Here is a 21037-nt window from a genome sequence, read left to right as displayed (position 1 = left end):
TGGTGATCGTCGCGCTCACGGGATGGTTCGCGGGCGTGGGCGTGGTGATCGTCGCGCTCACGGGATGGTCACGGGGGTGGGCGCGGTGACGTTCACCCGCTCGCCGGTCCTGGAGTCGAGGATGAAGGCGCCGCTGGCGCCGCGGATGACGTTGGTGCCGGTGAACAGGTAGAGCTGCCCGCGCACGGCCGCCGCCGAGGGCAGGCTGAGCTGGGACGGGTCCACGCCGATGGCGGCCTTCTGCACGGCGGTGGCCGCGGCGGTCACCGCGTCGTACGCCAGGATCGCCAGGCCGCTGCCGAGGTGCCCCGCGGGGAAGGTCACCCCGTGGTGGGCCGCCACGAACTCGTTGCGGAAGTCGCGGTAGAGCTGGCGGTGCTGGTTGTCCTCGTGGTCGAGCCGCTTGGGGTCGGCCAGCGGCACGAACAGCACCTTGATGGGCGCCTCCGGGTCGTGCAGCGACGGGTCGTTCGGGTCCTGGTCCTGGGCGTCGTCACCGGTGACGACGGTGATGGGCGTGGAGCGGCAGGGCCGGTTGCGCAGCAGCTTGAGGAAGGTGGGCATGAACGCCTGGCGGCCGGCGTAGAAGATCATGTCGACCTTCGTGCCGCAGATCGTGTCGCTGATCGTACGCAGCAGCGAGGGGCCGCCGCGCGGGTCGAAGGGGAAGCTGAGCCCGGACCTGTCGACGTACGGCTTGAGCCCGAGCTTGGGGTCGAGGAAGGCGTCCTTGAGCGAGCGGGCGTACAGGTCCTTGGTGCCCTGCGGGGTCACGTCCGCCCACATCAGCGCCGCGCTCCCGCCCACCTTGCGCTTCTTGAAGTCGGCGGCGATGGCGGCGAGCTGGGCGGAGGTGCTGACGGCGGTGCGGGTGAGGCCGGGGATGGGCCCGCCGTCGTCGATCTCTCCGGTGGTGTTGAAGCCGGCCGCGGTGATGAAGTCGGCGACCATCGGGATGCCGGGGTCCTTGGCCAGGGCGCGGGCGGCGTCGATGCTCTCCTGCTGGCTGGGGCCCATGCCGGTGACGGCGACGATCTGCCCGGGGCTCGCCGTGGCGCCCGTGGCGGCGTTCCTGCGCACCGCCTGCACCGTGGTGCGCCACTTGGAGCCGTCGTGGCCGGTGTTGGCCAGCAGGAGCCGGATCTTGGGGAAGGTGTCGGAGCGGTTGGCGCGGTACTGGCCGATGAACGCCCCTTCGAGCTGGTGCAGGGCGCGCTCGCCGACCAGCCCGCGCGGGCCCGCCCCCATCGGCGCCATCAGCGCGATCGTGCTGTAGTCCTTGTCCTGGGTGACCTCGCGGTTCTCGGCCGCGATGGCCTCCAGGATGCGTTGGTACTGCGGGCCCAGGACCGCCGTGCCCTCGGCCGGGTCCATCAGGCCGACGCATTCGCCGTCGACGGAGACGACGTCGGCGCTCCTCGTCTCGCAGCCGCCCCAGGGCCACCAGCCCTGCGTGTAGTTGACGAGCACCACCGTGGAGATCAGCACGGCGACGACCACCACGATCACCACCAGGCGGCGCCGGAAAAGGCTCCCCAACCGTCGTAAGAGGCTCCAGGCGCGCGCGGCCGGGGAGGGTGCCGGTGCCGGTTCGTCATACATCTGGACTCCAAGCCGTCACTCATCCCATGACCGTGCGGGCGTGCGACTCCCCGAATGCCGATCGCACGCTTTCCATCCCTGGGCCGGCGGCCGCCGAAACTCACCGTCATTAAAACGTGTTCAACGGCGGCCGGACAACAGTGCGCCACGGCCCGTGGGGGCCGGTCGTGCGGGGGCCGCCGGGTCCTCAGGTGCTGCCGGGAGGTATGGGGCAGAAGGGGACGTGCTGCACAATCGTGGCATGGCACACCCTCGGCAGCCCGACGTGCGGGAATACCCCGGTGTGGTCACCGCCCTGGTCCTGATCCTGGTGGTGCTGCTGCCGGGCGGCCTCGCGTACAGCCTGTACCGGTATCTCGACCCCGCCTCCGCCCCGGCCCTCACGGTGTCCTGGCCCGCCGCCGGGCCAGAGCCGGAGGAGGAGCCGGGGCCGAGCGGGCAGGCGCGCCCGCCGGACCGGCGCATCCACGCAGACCAGTACGGCGACTGGAACTTCCGCATGGGTGACGTGGCGTTCCAGGCCCGGAAGGTGGGCGGCTGGACGTACGCGTCCTGCGCCCCCGTCGACAGGCGCGGGCTGCTGGCCGCCAGCGGGTGCGAGCGCGTCGTGCAGCTGGCCTACCGGGCCTATGGGGGGCATCTCACCGCGATTCAGATGATCATGGCCTTCCCCGGTGAGAAGGCCGCGCAGGCCGCGCTCAAGCGGCTGACGGGCGCCTCCGGGGCGGTGAAGTGGCGCCGGGACACGATGCTCGACACGTACGCCTACGGCAAGCAGCGGCTGACCCGGACCAGGAGCTACGTCCTCCTCACGGTCGTCACCGCCGACAAGACCGCCCGGGCCAGGGCCGCGCGGTTCCACCGGTACCTGCACGCCGATCACGCCGCCAGCTTCCTCTTCCGCGACTCCGCCGCCTCCGGCTGACCGGCCGCGGTCCCCGCAGTACCGGCGGTCCCCGCGGTCCCCGCAGCGCCGCAGTGACGTCCGGGTCGTCCGTAAGCTGGGGATGTGTCTCCCGCCCTGATCCTGCTGGACGGCGTTCGCTGGCGAGGCGCGCCCGTGGTCGGCGAGCGCGCCCGGACGCTGCTGGCCGTGCTCGCCCTGCACGGCCGGGCGGGGGTCAGTGACGAGCGCCTGGTCGAGGAGTTGTGGCCCGGCGAGCCGCCGGCCAACCCGACGAAGGCTCTGCAGGTGGTCGTCTCCCGCACCAGGGCCGCGACCCGCGCCGACGTCGTGGTGCGGATCTCCCGGGGCTACCGGCTCGGGCTGGCCGCGCACGAGGTGGACGCGCTGCTGGTCGGCGTGCTGGCCGAGGAGGCGCGGGCCGCGCTGGGCGCGGACGACGTGGCACTCGCCCGGCAACGCGCCGAACAGGCCATGACCCTCGCGACCGGCGCCCCGGAGAACGCCGGCGGCGGTGCGGACGGCGCGGACGGCGCGGGGGGCACGCTGGCCGAGCTGAGGGCTGTGGCGGCGGAGTGGGCGGCCCGGGCGCGCCGGGTCGCGGCCGTCGCGCGGGGCCGCGGCGGCGCGCACGAGGCCGCGCTGCCGCTGCTGGAGGCGGCCGTGGCCGACGCGCCGAACGACGAGGAGCTGCTGGCCTGCCTGCTGCGCAGCGAGGCCGCCGTCCGCGGCGCCGCCGCCGCGCTGGACCGCTACGGGCGCTACCGCGCGGGCCTGGTGGCGCGCCTGGGCACCGAGCCGGGGCCCGAGCTGGCCCGCGTGCACGCCGAACTCCTCGCCGCCGACCGCCCGGTGCGCGACGGCATCCTGTTCGACGGCTCCTCCCTGCTCGGCCGCGACCGCGACATCCGCGCGGTGCACGCCCTCCTGCAGACCAACCGGGTGGTCTCCATCATCGGCCCCGGCGGGCTGGGCAAGACGCGGCTGGCCCACGTCGTCGGCAGGGCCGCCGCGCAGCCCGTCGCCCACTTCGTCGAGCTGGTCGGCGTGTCCTCGCCGGAGGGCGTGGTGGGCGAGGTGGGCTCGGCGCTCGGCGTGCGCGACTCGGTCAGCGGCCGCCGGGTCCTGACCGCCGAACAGCGCTCGGACGTCCGCGCCCGCATCGCCCAGCAGCTCGACCAGACGCCGGCGCTGCTCATCCTGGACAACTGCGAGCACGTCATCGAGGCCGTCGCCGACCTGGTGGCGTTCCTCACCGTGGCCACCCGCGACCTGCGCGTGCTCACCACCTCGCGCGCCCCGCTGGCCATCCCCGCCGAACGCGTCTACCCGCTCGGCGAGCTGCCCGCGGGCGACGCGGTGGAGCTGTTCCGCCAGCGCGCCACCGCCGCCCGCCCCGGGGTGCTGATCGACGAGGAGGCGGCCGGGGAGATCGTCGCCCGCCTCGACGGGCTGCCGCTGGCGATCGAGCTGGCCGCGGCCAAGGTGCGGGTGATGTCGGTGGCGGAGATCGCGCGCCGCCTGGCGGACCGGTTCGCGCTGCTGCGCGGCGGCAACCGGACGGCCCCCGACCGGCACCGCACGCTGCTCGCGGTCATCGAGTGGTCGTGGAACCTGCTGGAGGAGCCGGAACGGCGGGCGCTGCGGTGGTTGTCGCTGTTCGGCGACGGGTTCACGCTGGCCGCGGCCGAGCACGTCCTCGGTCCGGACGCCCTGTACGTGGTGGACGCGCTGATCGAGCAGTCGATGCTGAACGTCCGCGAGACGGCGTACGGGCTGCGCTACCGGATGCTGGAGACCGTCAGGGAGTTCGGGCGGATGCGGCTGGTCGAGGCCGGCGAGGAGCCGGCCGCCCGGGCGGCGCAGCGGGACTGGGCGACGGCCTACAGCCTGGAGCACGCCTCCAGGATCTTCGGCCCGGGGCAGTTCGCGGCGGCCGACGCGCTGCACGCCGAGGAGGGCAACCTCGCCGACCTGCTCCGCCAGGCCCTCGCCGAGCCCGACCCCGGCACGGCGGTCCGGCTGCTGGCCGGCGTCGGCGCGTTGTGGTCGATCCGCGGCGACCACTCCCGCATCCTCGTGCACCAGCGGGCGATCGCCCAGGCGGTGACCGGCTGGGTCCCGCCGCCGCACCTCTTCGAGGTCACCAGGGCGGCCATGCTGATCACGCTGATGAACAGCCTGATCATCACCGACCGCGTCGTCGACCCGATGCGCCGCCTCCTGAGCAGGCTGCCCACCGGCCCGTCGACCGATCCCCGGCTGGCGGCGATGGCCACGGTGGTGCTCGCGTGTGACGCGGACGACGGCGCCGAGGTGCGCCGCCGGCTGGCGGCGCTGCGCCGCGACGACGACCCCGCCGTGGTCCTCGCGGCCACGCAGACGAGCGCCCACGTTCTGGAGAACGCCGGGGACGTGCCCGGGGCGATCGAGGCCGCGGAGCGGACCCTGGCGCTGCTCGGCGACGACGGGGGGCCGTGGTTCGCCGCGATCATCCACGCCATGCTGGCCCACCTGGTCCTGCAGAACGGCGACCGGCGGCGGGCGGTCGGGCACGCGCGCACCGCCATCCCGGTGCTGCGCCGGGTCGGCGCCACGGACGACGAGACCCAGCTCCGCGCGGTGCTGCTCACCTCCGCCCTGAGCGACGGCGACCTCGGCGCGGCCGAGGCCGAGCTGGCCGAGATCACCCGGATCAACGACCACGGCACCGTGCTCGGCGGGGTGGCGCTCGCCTCGTTGTGCGCGGCCGAGCTCGCCCTGGCCCGGGGTGAGACGGCCGCCGCGCTCGCGCAGTACCGCCTGGCCGTCCGGCGGGCGCACGACCTGCGCCTGCCCGGCACGCCGCCCACGCACATCACGCCGTGGTCGATCGTCGCGGTGTCGTACGCCCTGACGGCGTACGCGTACCACGCCCCGCCGGAGGAGGTCGCGTACGGGGAGGAGCTGTTCGCCACCATGCGCGGCTACGACCCGCTGGCCGAGGACAGTCCCATCCTCGACTTCCCGATGTGCGGCTCGCTGCTGTTCGCGCTCGGCGTCTGGGGGCTGGTGCGGGAGGCCCTGGACCCCCGGGACGCGATCGGGCTGCTGGTGGTGGCCGAGCGGTTCGCGTACAACAACACGATGCCCTGCATGTCCTTCGAGCGCGTCGAGCCGTACGCCGAGGGGGCCGCGCCGGGGCTGCTCGCCGCCGTCCGGGCCGGGTACGGCGACCGGCGCGGCGCCGACCTGCTCGACGAGGCGCGCGACCTGGTCGCGCGCGTCTCCGGCCGGGACCGGCCCGCCGGCGCGCCGAACGGGTCCGCGGCCGGGGGAGAGGCCGGGCACCGGTCAGATGTGCCGCTTGTAGCTGCGCACCGACAGCGGCGCGAAGATCGCGATGACGATCAGGCAGGCCAGCAGCGTCCAGGCCACCTCCGCGCTGACGACGGGGCCGTTGGCGAGGTCGCGGGCGGCCGTGACCAGGTGTGAGACCGGGTTGATCCGGACGAACGCGGCCAGCCAGCCGGGCAGCGTCTCGACGGGGACGAACGCGTTCGACAGGAACGTCAGCGGGAACAGGATCATCATGGAGATGCCCTGCACGGCCTGGGCGCTCCTGGCGATCGTGCCGACCCAGGTGAAGACCCACGCCAGCGACCAGCCCGTGACGATCGCCAGCAGGATCGCCGCGAGCACGCCGGCCACGCCGCCGCCCGGACGGTAACCCATCACGAGCCCCATGCCGAAGGTCAGGGCGGCCGCGATCGTGTACCGGAGCAGGTCGGCCACCATCGGGCCGGCCAGCGGGGCGATCCGGGCGATGGGCAACGCCTTGAACCGGTCGAAGACGCCCTTCTCCATGTCCTCGCGCAGTTGCGTGCCGGTGGCCATGCAGGTGGTCAGCACGGTCTGGGCGAGGATGCCGGGGATCATCAGGGGGAGGTAGCTCTGCACGTCGCCGGCGATGGCGCCGCCGAAGACGAAGGCGAACATCGCGGTGAACAGGATGGGCTGCAGCGCCACGTCGAAGAACTGCTCCGGGTTGCGGCGCATCTTCTTCAGCGCCCGCCAGGCCATCGTCAGGGTCTGGGCGACCGTCTCCCCCATGGTGACGCGACGGCGGGCGGCGGCCACGCGGTCGGCCGCACGCACCGTCTCACGGGCGGGGGCGATCATGGTGCTCATCGGGTCTCCTCCATGCGGGTGCGGCCGTCGTCGCCGGTCTCGTCGCCGGGTCTGTCGCCGGTCTCGTGGCCGGTCTCGTGGCCGGTCAGGGCCAGGAACACCTCGTCCAGGCTGGGCTTGGCCACGCTCACCGAGGAGATCGACACCCCGGCGGTGCGCAGCGCGATCAGCACGTCGGCGGCCAGGTCGGCCTGGTCGAGCGCGACGTTGAGGCGGCCCTGCTCGGGGCTGAGCACCGGGTCGGAGCCGAGGGCGCGCCGCACCACCGCCACGGCGGCCGGCACCTCGCCCGGCTCGGCGAGCAGCAGTTGCAGGGTGGAGTCGCCGACCGCCGTCTTCAGCTCGTCGGGGGTGCCCTCGGCCACCTTGCGGCCGTGGTCGATGACCGCGATCCGGTCGGCGAGCTGATCGGCCTCGTCCAGGTACTGCGTGGTCAGCAGCACCGTGCACCCGTCGGCGACCAGGCCGCGGATGGTGTCCCACATCTGGCCGCGGGTGCGCGGGTCGAGCCCGGTGGTCGGCTCGTCGAGGAAGATCAGCGGAGGCCGGGTGATCAGGCTGGCGGCCAGGTCGAGGCGGCGCCGCATGCCGCCGGAGAACTGCGTGATCGGCCTGTCGGCCGCCTCCTCCAGGCCGAACTGGCCCAGCAGCTCCACCGCGACGCGCCGGGCGCGCGGCGCGGCGACGCCCTGGAGGCGGCTGAAGAGCCAGAGGTTCTCGCGGGCGGTCAGGTTCTCGTCGACCGAGGCGTACTGTCCGGTGACGCCGACGAGCTGGCGGACCACGTGCGGGTTGGCGGCCACGTCCACGCCGAAGATCTCGGCCCGGCCCGCGTCGATCCGCAGCAGGGTGGCCAGCATGCGCAGCGTGGTGGTCTTGCCCGCGCCGTTCGGGCCCAGGACGCCGAAGATCTCTCCGGGTCGCACGTCCAGGTCGATCCCGTCCACCGCGCGGTGCTCCCCGAACGTCTTCACCAGCCCTTCGACCCGTACGGCGAGGCCGGCGCCCCCGGCGCGGCCGAGTTCTGCGTTGCTCATGCCCCCACTCTGGGCGCCCCCGGTTTCACCACACCCTCGCCCAGGTTTCACCACCCCGCACCGCCCGCCGCGCCCGGGTTCAGTGGGGCCAGGCGGGGTCGCGGCCGAGGAGGCCGAGGAGGCGGTCGAACGGCGGGGCGTCGTCGGCGACCGGCACCGGCTCCCCGAAGACGCCGCGCTGCCGGCCCATCTCCATCATCTGGTCCGCGAACTGCCGGATCCGCGGCACGGCCTCCGGGTCCGGCTCGTGCTTCCGGCCGGTCGCCCTGGCCAGGTCCCAGCCGTGCACCACCAGGTCGATGAGGTACATGTGGGCCAGGGCGGTCATCGGCATCCCGCCCATGGCGGGGCTGACGCCCTCCCAGGACTCGGGGCGCGACCAGGAGGCCAGCGCGCGTTCCGCGCGGTCGGGGAAGTCGCCCGCGTAGGGCCCCTGCTCGACCCGCTCGCCCCGCAGGGCCGTGGGTTCGAGCATCTCCGCCACCCATTCGAGATGCCCGATCAGGGCCTTGACGTCGAAGTCCGCGCACGGGGTCGGCAGTCCGAGCTGGTCCTGCCGCACCGCCCGTACCAGGGCGGAGGTCTGTTCCGTGGCGCGCGTCATCAGCGGCATCATGTCGTGCATGGCAGGCATGGTGCCGGATCCGCCGGACGGGCGGCTTGTAGAAACGCGACAGCGCGGGTGGGTCGATCCGTACGCGGGGCTCGACGCCTTCGACTACGCCCGCCACCAGCCGTCGCCGGAGCTCGCACCGTTCGTGGGCCACTTCTGGGTCGTCACGTGGAGGGACCTGCCCGAGCCGTACGTGCAGCGCATCGTCTCGCACCCCACCGTGAACATGACGATCACCCGGGACTTCCACCGCATCGCCGGAGTGATCAGGGGCGGGTTCTCCTACACGATGCGCGGCAGCGGGCGCGTGATCGGCACCCGCTTCCGCCCCGGCGGCTTCCGGCCCTTCCTCGGCGCTCCGGTGTCGCAGCTCACCGGCAGGTTCGCGGAGATCGGCGAGATGTACGGCCGGGCGGGCGCGGAGCTGGTCGGGCACGTCCTGGCCGAGCCCGACCCGGCGGCCGCCGTCGCGCTCATCGGCACGTTCCTGCTGCGCCTGGAGCCGGCCCGTGACCCGCTGGCGGAGGAGGTCGCGGCGCTGGTGGAGACGGCGGAGAGCGACGTCTCGGTGACCAGGGTCGACGAGCTGGCCGCCAGGTCGGGCAGGTCGGTGCGCTCGCTGCAGCGGTTGTTCAGGGACTACGTCGGGATCGGGCCCAAGTGGGTGATCCGCCGCTTCCGGCTGCACGAGGCCGCCGAACGCGTCCAGCGCGGCCTCGACCTCGCCACCCTGGCCGCCGAGCTGGGTTACACCGACCAGGCCCACCTGACGCGCGACTTCACGGCCGCCGTCGGCATGCCCCCGGCCGCGTACGCCAAGCTCACCAGCCGCCCCTGAGCCCCGGGACCCCGGCCTTCACCGGCGCGCCCGCCGCCTCCGGTATTCCGACTTCATCCACGCTTCATCCACGGCAACCGTTCCTCGCGCGCGCCATGGCGGCGTGTCCTGCGGGGGCGGTTCCCGGTCGTGCGGCGGGAATTCTCCCGGTCGTGCGGCATGACGATCAGAGCTGCTCCTGATCCCCGGCCCCGGCGCGCCGGGCCGCGCGCACGTCCAGGTCGGTTGGGGTGATCGGCCACCGCTTCAGCAGCGTCGCGGCCACCGCGGCGAGCACGAGCCAGCCGACCACGCCGGTGATGCCGGCGATGGCGGGGTTGTACGGCGCCTTCGCGTCCCCCACGAGCAGGACCACGATCGCGGAGCTGTTGAAGGCGGCGTGCGAGACGGCCGCCGGCCAGACGCTGCCGCTCTTGAGCCTCAGCCAGGCCAGGATGACGCCGTAGATCGTGCACAGCCCGATCATCATCAGGGCCGCCCACGCGCCGAGGTTGAGATAGTTGAAGCCCAGCAGGGTGTACGGGGCGTGCCACGCTCCCCAGATGACCCCCGAGAGCAGGAGCGCGGGCCACACGCCGTGCCTGCGCAGCCGGGGCACGAGCCAGCCCCGCCAGCCCAGTTCCTCCCCCAGCGCCGGCAGCAGGAGCAGCAGGGGCTCCAGGAGCGCGATCGACGCGAGCCGGGGGAGCAGCTCCAGCAGGGACTCCGTGACCGGCTGCGAGGCCGGCGGGAGGTTCTGCACCTGGCGGAACATGCTCAGGCCGTTCAGGTCGAGCGCGAGCAGCCCCAGCAGGGCGCTGAGCGCCACGGAGGCGAACACCACGAGCGGGGTCCCGAACCAGCCCAAGCCGAAGAGCAAGGTCGTCCGCCGCCTGTCCGTCCCCCAGCTCAGCCCCGCGTCGCTCCGCCAGCTCCAGGGCCGCCCCGTCCGCCTGGCCATCAGCCAGACGGCCACGACGCCGAGGGTGGGCAGGATCATCAGCGCCACCGAGGTCAGCATGGAGGAGAGCGGAGTCTCGAACGGCGAGCTCGGCTGCTCCTCGCCTGACCACAGCGGCAGCGCGACCAGCCAGGCCAGGGTGAAGGTCAGGACGAGAAAGACGACCAGGTCTGCGTGCTTGCGAGCTGTCAAGACAACCTCCTGCGGCCCGGGGCGGTGATCCTTTCCGTTGGAACACTATGGCGCGATCTTGGATCGAGCAGGCCGCCGCTTTTCCGGACCGGACCCGGGTCCGCGCCGGCGCGCGGCCCGGCGAACCGGGAGGCCGGGGCGCGCGTCTGACCAGTCATGATCAGGAGAGTGATGTCTACACGGACCTGCACACGGGCCGCCCGGCGAGCAAGGTCGTCACCCAGGCGAAGAAGATGGCCGAGAAGGTGTGCGACCTGCCCGGGGTGTGCCGCTGATCACGGGGCGGGGGTGAGCGCTGGTCCGGGTGGCGGCGCGTCACGGGGGTTTCCTGGGGTGCCGTCCGTATCATCGCGGCATGGTGCTGAGCCCGGAGTCGTGGCCCGGCCGGCGGGCGCAGTCAGGGGCCGGCCGGCGGGTGGAGCCGGGGCCCGGGCGGCGGGTGGTGCTCCTGGCCGCCGGCGGGCTGCTGGCCGGCTGCTCCGGGCGGCCCGAGACCCATCAGGTGCACCTGCGGCTGGCCACCGGGCCGGCGGGGGCGGTGTACCGGCGCATCGGGGGGTCGCTGGCCGAGCACATCTCCCGGCGGGTGCCCGGCGCCACGGTGAGCACCGTGCCGAGCGGGGCGTCCACCGACAACATCCGGATGTTGCGCACGGGCTCGGTGCACCTCGGCCTGACGAGCCTGGACGCGCTGATCACGGCCGACGGCAGCGCGCCCGGCGGGCTCTCGGCGGTCTGCCGCCTGTACGACAGCCACCTGCACCTCGTGGTCATGGCCGGATCGCCGATCAGGAAGTTCCGGGACCTGGCGGGCAGGCGCGTCTCCCTCGGGGCCCGCGACTCGGGCACGGAGTTCACCTCGTTACGCGTGCTGGAGCTCGGCCGGGTGGACGCCGACGGCCGCTACCTCAGCCAGGCCGAGTCGGCGGCGGCGCTGCGCGACGGCGCGATCGACGCGATGTTCTCCCTGACCGGGGTGCCGACCCCGGCCATCACGGAGCTGGCGCAGCGGCACCCGGTCCGGTTGATCCCGCTGGACGAGCAGGCGGGCGCGCTCTTCACGGCGTATCCCGGCCCGTACACGCCGGCCAGGATCCCCGCGACCGCGTACGCCGGCGTGCCGGCCACCCGCACCGTGGCGGTGCCGAACGTGCTTCTCGTCCGCAACGACCTGTCTGACGCCCTGGTGTACGCCATTACCGATACGATCTTCACGCACACCGGTACGATCACCTCCGCCGGGCGCGGCGACACCGATGACGCCGTTCCGGAGGCCGTTCCCGAAGCGTGGCAGATCAACGTGCGTACCGGGATCTCCACGGCCTCGATCCCGCTCCATCCGGGGGCGGCCCGATGGTTCCGCGACCGCAAGCGCTGAGCCGTAGCAGCGCATCCCCTTTCACTTCCAGCCCCACCGGCCACACCCCGGCGACGCCGGCCGCAGTTTTCGGGCTGTCTGGGGCATCCGGGCAGACGGCCGATCGCGTTCGATCGGGAAAGAGTTCCGTTCGATCGCGAACGGATCATGGCGGCGGCGGCTCGGGAGAGGCCGGCAGGGTGACCAGCGCGGCGAAGCCGTGACCGTCCGAGCCGTCCCCGCGCGCCAGCCCCTCCTCCAGCCGCAGCTCACCCCCGGCCGCACCCACCAGGTCGGCGCAGATGGCCAGCCCCAGCCCGGTCCCGGAGACGTTCTGGTGCCGGGGCGAGCGCCAGAACCGCCGCAGCGCCTGGGCCCGTTCGGACGCGTCGAGCCCCTGCCCGTCGTCACGCACGGCGATGACGACCACCTCCCCACCCCCCGAGGCGACCCCGCCGCCCACCTTCCCGGCCCGGCCGCCGCCGGAGACGGCCTGATCGCGCGCCCCCCTGCCGCCGGAGACGGCGCGGGCGCTCACCTCCACCACCCGCGCGCCCGACAGCCGTAACGCGTTGCTGACCAGCTCGTCCAGGATGCTGCCCAGCCCACCCGACGGCTCCAGCAGCCGCAGCCCCGGCGGCACGTCGACCACCAGCGACAGCCCGGCCGTCGCCGCCAGCGCCCGCCACCGGTCCACCCGCGTCGCCAGCACGGAGTCGAGCTCCACCGGCGACACCGTCCTGATGCTCTCCATCCGCGCGCTGGCCTGCAACGAGTTCAGCAGCCGCTGCATCGCCCGCACCTCGTCCACGGCGACGTCGTACACCCCCAGCCCGTCGCCGCGCAGGTGCGGCTCCAGGCTCTCGACCGCGAGCCGCAGGCTGGTCAGCGGGTTGCGGAGCTGGTGCGAGGCGTCGGAGACGAACGCCCGCTGCCGCTGCACCGCGTTCTCGACCGCGTCCATCATCGTGTTGAACGAGCCCGCCAGCCGCCGCAGCTCGACCGGGCCGGCCTCGGCGTCGGCGCGGATGGTCAGATCGCCCTGGGAGATGCGGGAGCTGGCCGCGTCCAGCTCCCGCACCGGCCGCAGCACCCACGCCGACACCGGCCAGGCGACGGCCACCAGGGCGATCAGCGGCAGCAGCCCGAGCCCGGCGAACTGGGCCCAGCGCACGAGGATGCGCGAGCGCGTCCCGGACAGGTCGGAGATCGTCACGACCGCGCCGACGACCTCGCTGTCGCGGCCCACCGGCTCGGCGACCACGAGCGGGGAGTCGTCCCACGGCGCCCACTCGCCCGACGGCTGGGACCTGGTCCCGGCCAGCGCGGCGGTCACGATGCGCGCCAGCGCCGGCTCGGCGCGGGCCGCCTGCTGGTAGGCGCCGGCCGGGCCGAGCAGCACCGCGCCCGAGGTGTCGATGACCGCGACCGGGATGCCGTACAGCTCGTGGTAGCGGGCCAGCTCCTGGCGGAGGGCCTCGGTGCGGCCGGACGACAGCGCGGTCTCGGTCAGCGAGGCGAACCGGCCGACGTCGTTGAGCCGGTCGACGTACGTCTCCTGCATCTCGCGCTCGGCCACGGTGACGCTGAGCGGCACCCCGAGCGCCGCGACGAGCAGCACCGCGAGCGGCACCAGGACGACGAGCAGGCGACGGTGCACGGCGCGTCAGCCGATCAGCTCCGGCTGGTCGGCCAGGAGCCGATAGCCGACCCCGTGGATGGTGCGGATGAGCACGGCCGGCCCGATCTTCTGCCGTAACGCCGCGATGTGCGTGTCGAGGGTGCGGCTGGACGCCTCCCAGGTCGCGCCCCAGATCTGGTCGAGGATGACGTCGCGGCTCACCACGTTCGGGGCCCGCCGGGCCAGCAGCAGGAGCAGCTCGAACTCCTTGCGGGTCAGGGTCACGGGCGCGCCGGCCACGGTGACCTCGCGGGTGCCGACACCGATCCGCATCGGCCCGCGGACGAGCGGCTCGCCGGGGTGGCTGAGCGCGCGGGCCGCCCGAGTGCGCCGCAGCACGGCGTCGATCCTGGCCAGCAGCTCCGGGATGCCGAACGGCTTGACGATGTAGTCGTCGGCCCCGGCGCGCAGGCCGCGGACCCGTTCGTGCTCCTCCGACCGGGCCGTCACGGCGATGACGGCGGTCTCGGGGCGGTCGCGCAGCCGGCGGATCACGTCGAGCCCGTCGCCGTCGGGCAGGTTCAGGTCGACCAGGACCACGTCGGTGGGGGCGGCGCGCACGGCCTCGGCGGCGGTGGCGATGCGGCGCACCTCGAAGCCCGCCTGGGTCAGGACCGTCACCAGACCCCGCGCCACGCGGTCGTCATCCTCGATGATCGTGATCCGCATACCGGCGGATTGTACGGCGCGGGCCGACACTCGCGGCACCCCTTCACTTCTTGGGATTCCTCTGACGTATCAGGCGCATTCCCCGGGTTTACCCTGACACCATCCGCGTCCCTGCCAGCCGATCCTGAGGCCGAGCACTCACCGACACATGCGCATGCGCTGACGAGGAGGCCGCGATATGACCACGACCAGCAGGTACCGGGCCGCCGCACGAATGATCGCCGCCATCGGCGCCGTCTCGCTCGCCGCCGCCTGTTCCGGGAACGGCGGCACCACGGGCACCACCGGCGCCACCGGGGGCGGAGGCTACCCGGACCGGAACATCACGATCGTCGTCCCGTTCAGCGCGGGTGGCCCCACCGACACCGTCACCCGCCTGATCGCCGAGCCGATGGCCGCCAAGCTCGGCACGAAGGTGGTCGTCCAGAACGTCGAGGGCGCGGGTGGCACCGTCGGCGCCGGCGAGGTCTCCCGGGCCGAGCCCGACGGCTACACCGTGCTCATGCACCACATCGGCATGTCCACCGCGCCCGCCCTCTACCAGGACCTGGGCTACAAGCCGCTGGAGAGCTTCCAGACGGTCGGGCTCGTCACCGAGGTGCCGATGACGGTCGTCGCCCGCAAGGACTTCGCGCCCGCCACGCTCAAGGACCTGGTCGCCCACGTCAAGGCGAACGCCGGCAAGGTCACGCTGGCCAACGCCGGCATCGGCGCCGCCTCCCACCTGTGCGGCCTGCTGTTCCAGACCGCCGCCGGGGTGAAGCTGCAGGAGGTCCCGTACGAGGGCACCGGCCCCGCGCTGACCGACCTCGTCGGCGGCCAGGTGGACTTCATGTGCGACCAGACCACCAACACCAGCGGCCAGATCACCGCGGGCGAGGTCAAGGCGTACGCCGTCACGACGCCGGAGCGGGTGAAGAGCATGCCCGACCTGCCCACCACCACCGAGGCCGGGCTGCCGCAGCTCCAGGTCAGCGTCTGGCACGGCCTCTACGTCCCGGCCGGCACGCCGCAGGACGTGGTGCAAAAGCTGTCGGAGGCGCTGAAGACGGCGCTGGCCGACCAGAAGGTCGTGGACCAGATGGCCAAGCTCGGCACCGCGCCGGTCCCGGCCGAGGACGCGACCCCGCAGGCGCACCGGACCAAGCTCGAAGAGCAGCTCGGCACCTGGGCGAAGGTCATCGCCGACGCCGGCGTCAAGGCGTCCTGAGGTGGAGCGCCGCCGCTCCTTCCCCGACGTGCTCGCCGGGGGGATCTTCGTGCTGATCGGTGGCGCGTTCGTGGCGGGGTCGCTCGGCTACGAGCTGGGCACCCCGCTGCGGATGGGCCCCGGCGCCTTCCCGCTGCTGGCCGGCGTGGCCGTGGCCGGCCTGGGGCTGGCGATCCTGGTCAAGGGGCTGGTCGCGGGCGAGGTGATCGCGTTCGGGCCGATCCCCTGGCGCGCGGTCGCCGTCATCGTGGCGGCGCTGGTGTTCTTCGGCTTCACCGTACGCGGCCTCGGGTTCGTGCCGGCGTCGGCGGTGACCGCCCTGCTCACCACCCTGGCCAGCACGCGGGTGCGGCCCCTGACGGCCGTGCTGGTGGCGGCCGGGCTGACCGTGGCCGCCACGCTCATCTTCGTCGTCGGACTGCAGTTGCGCATCCCCTTGTGGGGCCCGTGGCTGGGGTTCTGACACGGAATCCGGATTTGTGAGGCATGGAACTTCTCGACAACCTCGCGCTGGGCTTCTCCACCGCCCTGCTGGTCCAGAACGTCCTCTACTGCTTCGTCGGAGTCCTGCTCGGCACGGCCGTCGGCGTGCTGCCCGGCATCGGCCCGACGGCCACGGTGGCGATGCTGCTGCCGATCACGTTCAGCTTCGAGCCGGTCACGGCGCTGATCATGCTGGCCGGCATCTACTACGGCGCCCAGTACGGCGGCTCGACCACCGCCATCCTGATCAACCTGCCCGGCGAGTCGTCGGCCGCGGTCACCGCGCTGGACGGGCACGAGATGGCCCGCCAGGGCCGGGCGGGCGCGGCGCTGGCCGCCGCCGCGATCGGCTCCTTCGTCGCGGGCACGGTGGCCACCGTCGCGCTGGCCGTCGCGGCCCCGCCGCTGGCCCGCGTCGCGCTGCGGTTCGGTCCGGCCGAGTACTTCTCGCTGGTGCTGCTCGGCCTGATCGTGTCGATCGCGCTGGCCCGGGGCAGCACGCTCAAGGCGCTGGCGATGATCGCCCTCGGCGTCCTGCTCGGCACCGTCGGCCAGGACATCTACACCGGCACGCCGCGCTTCGTGTTCGGCCGGCGAGAACTGTACGGCGGCATCGACTTCGTCTCGGTCGCCGTCGGCATGTTCGGCGTGGCCGAGATCCTGCGCAACCTGGAGAACGAGCGCACCCGCGTCGCCGTCATCAACAGGGTGAGCAACCTCTGGCCCACCCGCGAGGAGCGCCGCCGGATCGTCGGCCCGATCCTGCGGGGCACCGGCCTGGGCGCCGCGCTCGGCGTCCTGCCCGGCGGGGGCCACGTGCTGGCCTCGTTCACCTCCTACGCCGTCGAGAAGCGCGTCTCGAAGCGGCGGCAGGAGTTCGGGAGCGGCGCGATCGAGGGCGTCGCCGGCCCCGAGTCGGCCAACAACGCCGCCGCGCAGACGTCGTTCATCCCGCTGCTCACCCTGGGCCTGCCCGCCCACCCGGTCATGGCGCTGATGGTGGGCGCGTTCATCGTGCACGGCATCACCCCCGGCCCGAACGTCATCACCGACCAGCCGGCGCTGTTCTGGGGGCTGATCGCGTCGATGTGGATCGGGAACGTGCTGCTGGTGCTGCTGAACCTGCCGCTGATCGGCCTCTGGGTGCGGATGCTGCGCATCCCGTACCAGGTGCTGTTCCCGATGATCATCCTGTTCGCCGCGATCGGCACCTACTCCCTGGGGTTCAACGCCTACGACGTCTACGCGATCGTCTTCTTCGGGCTGCTGGGCTACCTCCTGATCAAGTGCGGCTGCGAGCCGGCGCCGCTGCTGCTCGGCTTCGTCCTCGGGCCGCTGCTGGAGGAGAACCTGCGGCGGGCGCTCATCATCAACCGGGGCGACGTGACGGTCTTCGTGACCCGGCCGATCTCCGCGGTGCTCCTGGCCCTGACCGTGGCGGCGCTCGTCGTCGCCGTGCTGCCGGCGATCCGCCGCCGCCGCGAGGTGGTGTTCACGGAGGAGGACTAGGTCACTCGCCCGGCCGGTAGCGCCGCTCGACGTGGCCTTCGAGGTCGCCGGGGTGGAAGTGGACGGGCCGCAGGTCGCCGGCGGCGTACCGCTCGGCCTGGTCGGTGAAGTGCGGCGAGCCGGGGTGCCCGCTCGCGCCGCCCGCCGTGATCGCCCAGGCGCGCACCCGCGGCCCGAACTCCACCACCGCGACGAAGCTGTTGCCGCTGGTGCCGTAGTAACGCCTGGTCCCCGGATGGCGGCCGGCCCCGAAGGAGGCGAGGGAGCCCCAGCGCGCGGAGGTGAACGGCACGGGCAGGCTCGGCTTGGCGTCGTCGAACCGCTGCACGATCGCGCCGTCATTGCGCTGGAACCGGTTGATCTCACCCCAGGGCACCCGCCAGCCGCCGAAGTCCCGCGTCAGCCGCGACACCGCCTCGTCGAGCGCCGCGAGCCGCTGCGCGTCGGTCGCGCGCCCGGCCAGGTAGTCCCAGACCGACAGGCCCGCGTCCCGGGCGGGCTGGAGCGCGACCGCCCAGATCGCGTCACCCCAGAACACGGCCAGCGATGTCGCCGCCGAGTCCGCGGCCAGTGACGTCGCCGCCGGGTCCGCGGCGAGTGACGTCGCCGCCGGGTCCGCGGCCAGTGACGTCGCCGCCGAGTCCGCGGCCCAGCGGTGGTCCCACCCGCGCAGCAGCTCGACCGGGCCGGCCAGCGCGGCCTTGCGCGGGTCGCCGCCGGGCAGCGCGTCCCAGGCCGCGACCAGGCCGGGCAGCAGCCGGGCGAAGGCGGTGAGGTAGGGGTCGAAGGCGGCCTCGATCAGCGCCTGCGGGGTGAAGTCGGCGCGCGCGCTCAGCACCCGGATCGCCTGCGGCCCGCGCGGGTTCTCGCCGGCCTGGTCGAAGTAGCGCGGGTGGTCGGCGGCCTCGGGGCTGTCCGGGCCCGCCGCGGTCCACGGCCAGTTGTTGGTGTTGAACACCCAGCCGTTGCGCGGGTTCACCGCCTGCGGCAGGCTCGCCAGGCTGTGCAGCCCGCGCCAGTCGGTCGCCGGGTCGCTGCCGTCCACCGGACGGCGATAGTCGAAGCGGTCGTCGCGCAGCGGCATGAACTGCGGCACGAGGAAGGCGATCTCGCCCTTCGAGTCGGCGAAGACCGTGTTGTTCGAGCTGTTCGCCTTGAAGGCCGCCACCTTGAGGAAACCGCGGTAGTCGTGCGCCTTCGTGCGCAGGAAGCTCTGCTGCAGCGCCTCGACCGGGCGGTTCATCAGCGCGAACGCGATCCACTTGCCGTCCGCCTCGCGCACGATCGGCCCGTGGTGGGTGGCGTAGGTGGTGAACGTGCGCCGCGCCAGCCCGCCGTCCGCCGTCCGGTGGTCCAGGGTGATCGTCCTGGTGGTCACCCGGCGCAGCGCGTCGCCGTAGCGGTAGGAACGGCTGCCGTCCGCCCCGGTCACGATCGTCTCGGCGAACTCGTCCACGTTGTCCACGCCGCTGGAGGTGTGCATCCAGCCCGCGTGCGCGTTGAAGCCCTGGTAGACGAAGAACTGGCCCCAGGTGGCCGCGCCGTAGACGTCGAGCCCCTCCTCGCTCGTCACGTGCTGCTCGGAGCGGAAGAAGAAGCTGGTGTGCGGGTTGATCAGCAGCAGCGCGCGGCCGTCCCTCGTGCGGCGGGGCGCGATGGCCATGCCGTTCGAGCCTCTGGGCTCGTGGAGGAGCAGCGCGCGCTCCTCGTCGGTCATCGGCGCCGGCCGGCCGCCGTAGAAGGCTTCGAGCTGGGTGAGCGGCACCCGCTCGATGTCGCCGCCGATGCTGCCCTCCGAGAAGCTCAGCGGCATCCACGGCTCGAACCGGTCGAGCACGCGCGGGCGCACCTCGGGATGCGTGGCGAGGTAGTAGTTGAGCCCGTCGGCCCAGGCCCGCATCAGCCGGCGTAACCAGCCGGGGCACCGCTCGTAGTCCCTCCTCAGGGCGCGCGGATCGACGAACAGCCGCTGGCGCAGGTCCTGCCAGATCGCGCCCTCGCCCTCGGCCTCGGCGAGCCGGCCCAGGCTGACCAGGTAGTTGTGCTCGATGCGGTTGAAGTCGTCCTCGGCCTGGGCGTACATCATGCCGAAGACCGCGTCGGCGTCGGTCCTGCCCGTCACGTGCGGGATGCCCCAGTCGTCGCGGGTGATCGTCACCCGCGCCGCCTGCCTGCGCAGGCGGGCGAGCTCCTGCGGGGCGGGTGTCGCCGCGGAGGCGGCGGACGGCAGCCCCGCGGCGGTGGCCGCGGCTCCGGCGGCCAGCCCGGCCGCCCCGCCGAGGACCCGGCGCCGGCTCAACCCTTCGTGCTGCGGATGACTCATGGACGTCTCACCTTCCGGGCAGGGGCTGACGTGATCGGCGGGCCTCGATGATCGGTCCGCCTCGTCCATCTGAGCACGGAGGGCATCTTCTGGCCATCGCCGGGCGCGGTTCCGCGCGATCAGTGCGGCCGGGGCCGGAGGAGGCCGTGGCGTACGGCCGCCGCGCCCCGCCGTACCCGATGGCCGTGCCGGCGCCACCACGCGCGCACCCACAGGACGTCCGGCACGATGATGACCGCCAGCACCACGAGGGCCTCGGCCATCGCCAGCGGATCGCGCGCCAGCACCAGGTCCCGCCCGGCGTGCAGCACGAGGTTGACCACCAGCGGCAGCGTCACCAGCAGCGCGAACGCGACGCAGGTGACGGTGCCGGCGCTCTGCACCATCGCGTAGAGCCGGACGCTGCGCCGTTCGCGCGGCGGCAGCGCGGCCAGCGTCCCGCGCCGGCCGCGCAGCAGGGCGCGCACGTACGCCGCGCCGTTCCCGTACAGGTTCCGGCAGCCCGTCAGGTCCTGGAGCAGGAAGTACAGGTCCGTACGCATGAACACCAGCAGCTGGTTGGCCAGCCGCAGCACCTGCACGAGCGTCACCCACGCCAGGACCGGATGCGGCCCCATGAAGAACGCCCAGGTCAGCGCCAGCCCGCAGATCGCCAGGTCCACGGCGACGCCGGACAGGTAGACGGTGACGCGCACCCGGGCCGGCGCCAGCCACACCCCCGAGACGTCCGTCTGGGCGACGAGGAACTGCAGGCGCGTGCCGAGCGTGATCCGCGCCGGCACGCCGGCGGCACGCGCGGTGCACAGGTGGGCCAGCTCGTGCAGGCCGGTGGTCAGCCAGGCGACCGCCGCCCAGGTCAGCAGGACGAGGGCGCCGTGCTCGGTCCAGAAGACGGCGTCCCAGCCGGGGAAGATCGAGGGCCGCAGCGCCAGGCAGACGACCCCGGCCCCGATCGGGGCCAGCAGCGACAGGTGCAGCGCGGGATGCAGCGCCCAGCGCAGGTGCCGGGGCCGCAGCCACGGGAACGTGGGCCGCGGCGACGGCGGGCCCGGGACGGCGCGGCCGTCGATCGCGGCCACCAGGCCCGCCTCCGCCAGGTCGGTGACGAAGTCCTCCACGTCGAGGTCGGTCCCGGTCTCCTCCAGCAGCCGCGCGCGCACCTCCTCGACGCCCAGCCCGGCCTGGAGGAGGCGGATGGCGCGCAGCCCCTCCTCCGGCACGGCCACGAAGTCGCCGGAGTCCACCCGCCCGACGATCCACTCGTCGCCGTCGCGGCGGACGCCCAGGCGGTGGAAGGCGACGGTCAAAGGCACACGCATCCCGGCGGAGTAGGAGCGCGGGGCAGGTCACCCTGCCCGCACGCGGATCAGTTGGAGTTCCCGTGGCTGGGCGTCATCGCCGTGGGCTCGATCTTGTCCAGCCGCCGGACAGTGATCTTCTTGCGCGGCTTCCGCTCCTGGGGTGGTTCCGGGCTGGGGGTGCTGCTCATGACACTCCTTACCAAGCGGG

17 protein-coding genes and 1 pseudogene are annotated in these 21037 nt (G+C 73.5%); 8 read left to right on the top strand and 10 right to left on the bottom strand.

What is annotated here, in order from left to right; genetic code table 11:
- Window positions 1–57: 57 nt before the first annotated feature.
- A complete protein-coding gene (locus tag IO39_RS10985; RefSeq protein ID WP_157548170.1) occupies window positions 58–1539 on the bottom strand; it encodes a type 1 periplasmic-binding domain-containing protein in 1482 nt (493 codons plus the stop codon).
- A 304-nt stretch (window positions 1540–1843) separates the two neighbouring features.
- Here IO39_RS10985 and IO39_RS10980 point away from each other — a divergent pair, with 304 nt between their 5' ends.
- Both IO39_RS10980 and IO39_RS57595 read left to right on the top strand, forming a co-directional pair.
- Window positions 1844–2527 carry a hypothetical protein gene (locus IO39_RS10980; RefSeq protein WP_157548168.1) on the top strand — a complete coding sequence of 228 codons (684 nt, stop codon included), beginning with the start codon at window positions 1844–1846 and terminating at the stop codon, window positions 2525–2527.
- 84 nt (window positions 2528–2611) lie between these two features.
- Window positions 2612–3760: pseudogene (locus IO39_RS57595) on the top strand (AfsR/SARP family transcriptional regulator); the annotation flags it as partial.
- A gap of 2079 nt (window positions 3761–5839) precedes the next feature.
- Here the strand turns inward: IO39_RS57595 and IO39_RS52455 are convergent.
- From IO39_RS52455 to IO39_RS10965, 3 genes are all read right to left on the bottom strand, one after another.
- Window positions 5840–6676, bottom strand: a complete 837-nt coding sequence (locus IO39_RS52455) for an ABC transporter permease (RefSeq protein ID WP_084772662.1) — start codon at window positions 6674–6676, stop codon at window positions 5840–5842.
- Window positions 6673–7713 carry an ATP-binding cassette domain-containing protein gene (locus tag IO39_RS10970; protein WP_052422720.1) on the bottom strand — a complete coding sequence of 347 codons (1041 nt, stop codon included), beginning with the start codon at window positions 7711–7713 and terminating at the stop codon, window positions 6673–6675. Before IO39_RS10970 ends, IO39_RS52455 begins: the two co-directional genes overlap by 4 nt.
- A 79-nt stretch (window positions 7714–7792) precedes the next feature.
- Window positions 7793–8338, bottom strand: coding sequence for a TIGR03086 family metal-binding protein (locus tag IO39_RS10965; RefSeq protein ID WP_043619857.1), 546 nt, complete (start codon window positions 8336–8338; stop codon window positions 7793–7795).
- On the opposite strand from IO39_RS10965, the gene IO39_RS10960 reads away from it, so the two are divergent.
- Window positions 8337–9164, top strand: coding sequence for a helix-turn-helix domain-containing protein (locus tag IO39_RS10960; protein WP_169789046.1), 828 nt, complete (start codon window positions 8337–8339; stop codon window positions 9162–9164). The genes IO39_RS10965 and IO39_RS10960 overlap by 2 nt on opposite strands.
- Before the next feature lie 166 nt (window positions 9165–9330).
- Here the strand turns inward: IO39_RS10960 and IO39_RS10955 are convergent, their stop codons facing one another.
- A complete protein-coding gene (locus IO39_RS10955; protein ID WP_052422717.1) occupies window positions 9331–10296 on the bottom strand; it encodes a CPBP family intramembrane glutamic endopeptidase in 966 nt (321 codons plus the stop codon).
- Window positions 10297–10343: 47 nt separating this feature from the next.
- Between IO39_RS10955 and IO39_RS10950 the strand changes: the two genes are divergently transcribed.
- Together IO39_RS10950 and IO39_RS10945 are read left to right on the top strand one after the other, a co-directional pair.
- Window positions 10344–10571, top strand: a complete 228-nt coding sequence (locus IO39_RS10950; protein WP_043619853.1) for a hypothetical protein — start codon at window positions 10344–10346, stop codon at window positions 10569–10571.
- Window positions 10572–10651: 80 nt separating this feature from the next.
- The gene (locus IO39_RS10945; RefSeq protein ID WP_084772657.1) at window positions 10652–11674 is read left to right on the top strand and encodes a TAXI family TRAP transporter solute-binding subunit; all 1023 of its coding nucleotides are present in this window, start codon (window positions 10652–10654) and stop codon (window positions 11672–11674) included.
- Between the two features lie 145 nt (window positions 11675–11819).
- Here IO39_RS10945 and IO39_RS10940 read toward each other — a convergent pair whose 3' ends face one another.
- Window positions 11820–13313, bottom strand: a complete 1494-nt coding sequence (locus IO39_RS10940) for a sensor histidine kinase (protein ID WP_043619851.1) — start codon at window positions 13311–13313, stop codon at window positions 11820–11822.
- Between the two features lie 6 nt (window positions 13314–13319).
- A complete protein-coding gene (locus IO39_RS10935) occupies window positions 13320–14003 on the bottom strand; it encodes a response regulator transcription factor (protein WP_043619850.1) in 684 nt (227 codons plus the stop codon).
- Window positions 14004–14181: 178 nt separating this feature from the next.
- On the opposite strand from IO39_RS10935, the gene IO39_RS10930 reads away from it, so the two are divergent.
- Genes IO39_RS10930 through IO39_RS10920 form a run of 3 tightly spaced genes read left to right on the top strand, consistent with a single transcriptional unit; the run spans window position 14182 to window position 17205 of the window.
- Window positions 14182–15213 (top strand): tripartite tricarboxylate transporter substrate-binding protein, encoded by a 1032-nt coding sequence (locus tag IO39_RS10930; protein WP_211266974.1) that lies wholly within the window; start codon window positions 14182–14184, stop codon window positions 15211–15213.
- Between the two features lies 1 nt (window position 15214).
- Complete coding sequence (locus tag IO39_RS10925; RefSeq protein WP_052422716.1) at window positions 15215–15676, top strand: tripartite tricarboxylate transporter TctB family protein; 462 nt, start codon at window positions 15215–15217, stop codon at window positions 15674–15676.
- Window positions 15677–15699: 23 nt separating this feature from the next.
- Window positions 15700–17205, top strand: a complete 1506-nt coding sequence (locus tag IO39_RS10920; protein WP_043619848.1) for a tripartite tricarboxylate transporter permease — start codon at window positions 15700–15702, stop codon at window positions 17203–17205.
- 1 nt (window position 17206) lies between these two features.
- Here the strand turns inward: IO39_RS10920 and IO39_RS10915 are convergent, their stop codons facing one another.
- The 3 genes from IO39_RS10915 to IO39_RS58845 all read right to left on the bottom strand — a co-directional run bounded on the left by IO39_RS10915 (window position 17207) and on the right by IO39_RS58845 (window position 21017).
- Entirely contained in the window at window positions 17207–19528 is a 2322-nt protein-coding gene (locus IO39_RS10915) for a penicillin acylase family protein (RefSeq protein WP_052422715.1), read from the bottom strand.
- Window positions 19529–19647: 119 nt separating this feature from the next.
- A complete protein-coding gene (locus IO39_RS10910) occupies window positions 19648–20847 on the bottom strand; it encodes a hypothetical protein (RefSeq protein ID WP_043619846.1) in 1200 nt (399 codons plus the stop codon).
- A 47-nt stretch (window positions 20848–20894) separates the two neighbouring features.
- On the bottom strand, window positions 20895–21017 hold the full coding sequence (locus IO39_RS58845; RefSeq protein ID WP_281200071.1) for a hypothetical protein: 123 nt from the start codon (window positions 21015–21017) through the stop codon (window positions 20895–20897).
- Window positions 21018–21037: the final 20 nt, after the last annotated feature.

It is taken from the genome of Nonomuraea candida, from assembly GCF_000725485.1.
Lineage (GTDB): Bacteria > Actinomycetota > Actinomycetes > Streptosporangiales > Streptosporangiaceae > Nonomuraea > Nonomuraea candida.
This window is presented reverse-complemented; position numbering and strand designations above follow the sequence as displayed.

What these genes read in the sequence shown, in the direction of transcription:
- IO39_RS10980 (WP_157548168.1), top strand. Translation starts at nt 1,844, where the DNA reads ATGGCACACCCTCGGCAGCCCGACGTGCGGGAATACCCCGGTGTGGTC.
- IO39_RS52455 (WP_084772662.1), bottom strand. Translation starts at nt 6,676, where the DNA reads ATGAGCACCATGATCGCCCCCGCCCGTGAGACGGTGCGTGCGGCCGAC.
- IO39_RS10970 (WP_052422720.1), bottom strand. Translation starts at nt 7,713, where the DNA reads ATGAGCAACGCAGAACTCGGCCGCGCCGGGGGCGCCGGCCTCGCCGTA.
- IO39_RS10960 (WP_169789046.1), top strand. Translation starts at nt 8,337, where the DNA reads ATGGCAGGCATGGTGCCGGATCCGCCGGACGGGCGGCTTGTAGAAACG.
- IO39_RS10965 (WP_043619857.1), bottom strand. Translation starts at nt 8,338, where the DNA reads ATGCACGACATGATGCCGCTGATGACGCGCGCCACGGAACAGACCTCC.
- IO39_RS10950 (WP_043619853.1), top strand. Translation starts at nt 10,344, where the DNA reads ATGGCGCGATCTTGGATCGAGCAGGCCGCCGCTTTTCCGGACCGGACC.
- IO39_RS10945 (WP_084772657.1), top strand. Translation starts at nt 10,652, where the DNA reads ATGGTGCTGAGCCCGGAGTCGTGGCCCGGCCGGCGGGCGCAGTCAGGG.
- IO39_RS10935 (WP_043619850.1), bottom strand. Translation starts at nt 14,003, where the DNA reads ATGCGGATCACGATCATCGAGGATGACGACCGCGTGGCGCGGGGTCTG.
- IO39_RS10930 (WP_211266974.1), top strand. Translation starts at nt 14,182, where the DNA reads ATGACCACGACCAGCAGGTACCGGGCCGCCGCACGAATGATCGCCGCC.
- IO39_RS10920 (WP_043619848.1), top strand. Translation starts at nt 15,700, where the DNA reads ATGGAACTTCTCGACAACCTCGCGCTGGGCTTCTCCACCGCCCTGCTG.
- IO39_RS10915 (WP_052422715.1), bottom strand. Translation starts at nt 19,528, where the DNA reads ATGAGTCATCCGCAGCACGAAGGGTTGAGCCGGCGCCGGGTCCTCGGC.
- IO39_RS10910 (WP_043619846.1), bottom strand. Translation starts at nt 20,847, where the DNA reads ATGCGTGTGCCTTTGACCGTCGCCTTCCACCGCCTGGGCGTCCGCCGC.
- IO39_RS58845 (WP_281200071.1), bottom strand. Translation starts at nt 21,017, where the DNA reads ATGAGCAGCACCCCCAGCCCGGAACCACCCCAGGAGCGGAAGCCGCGC.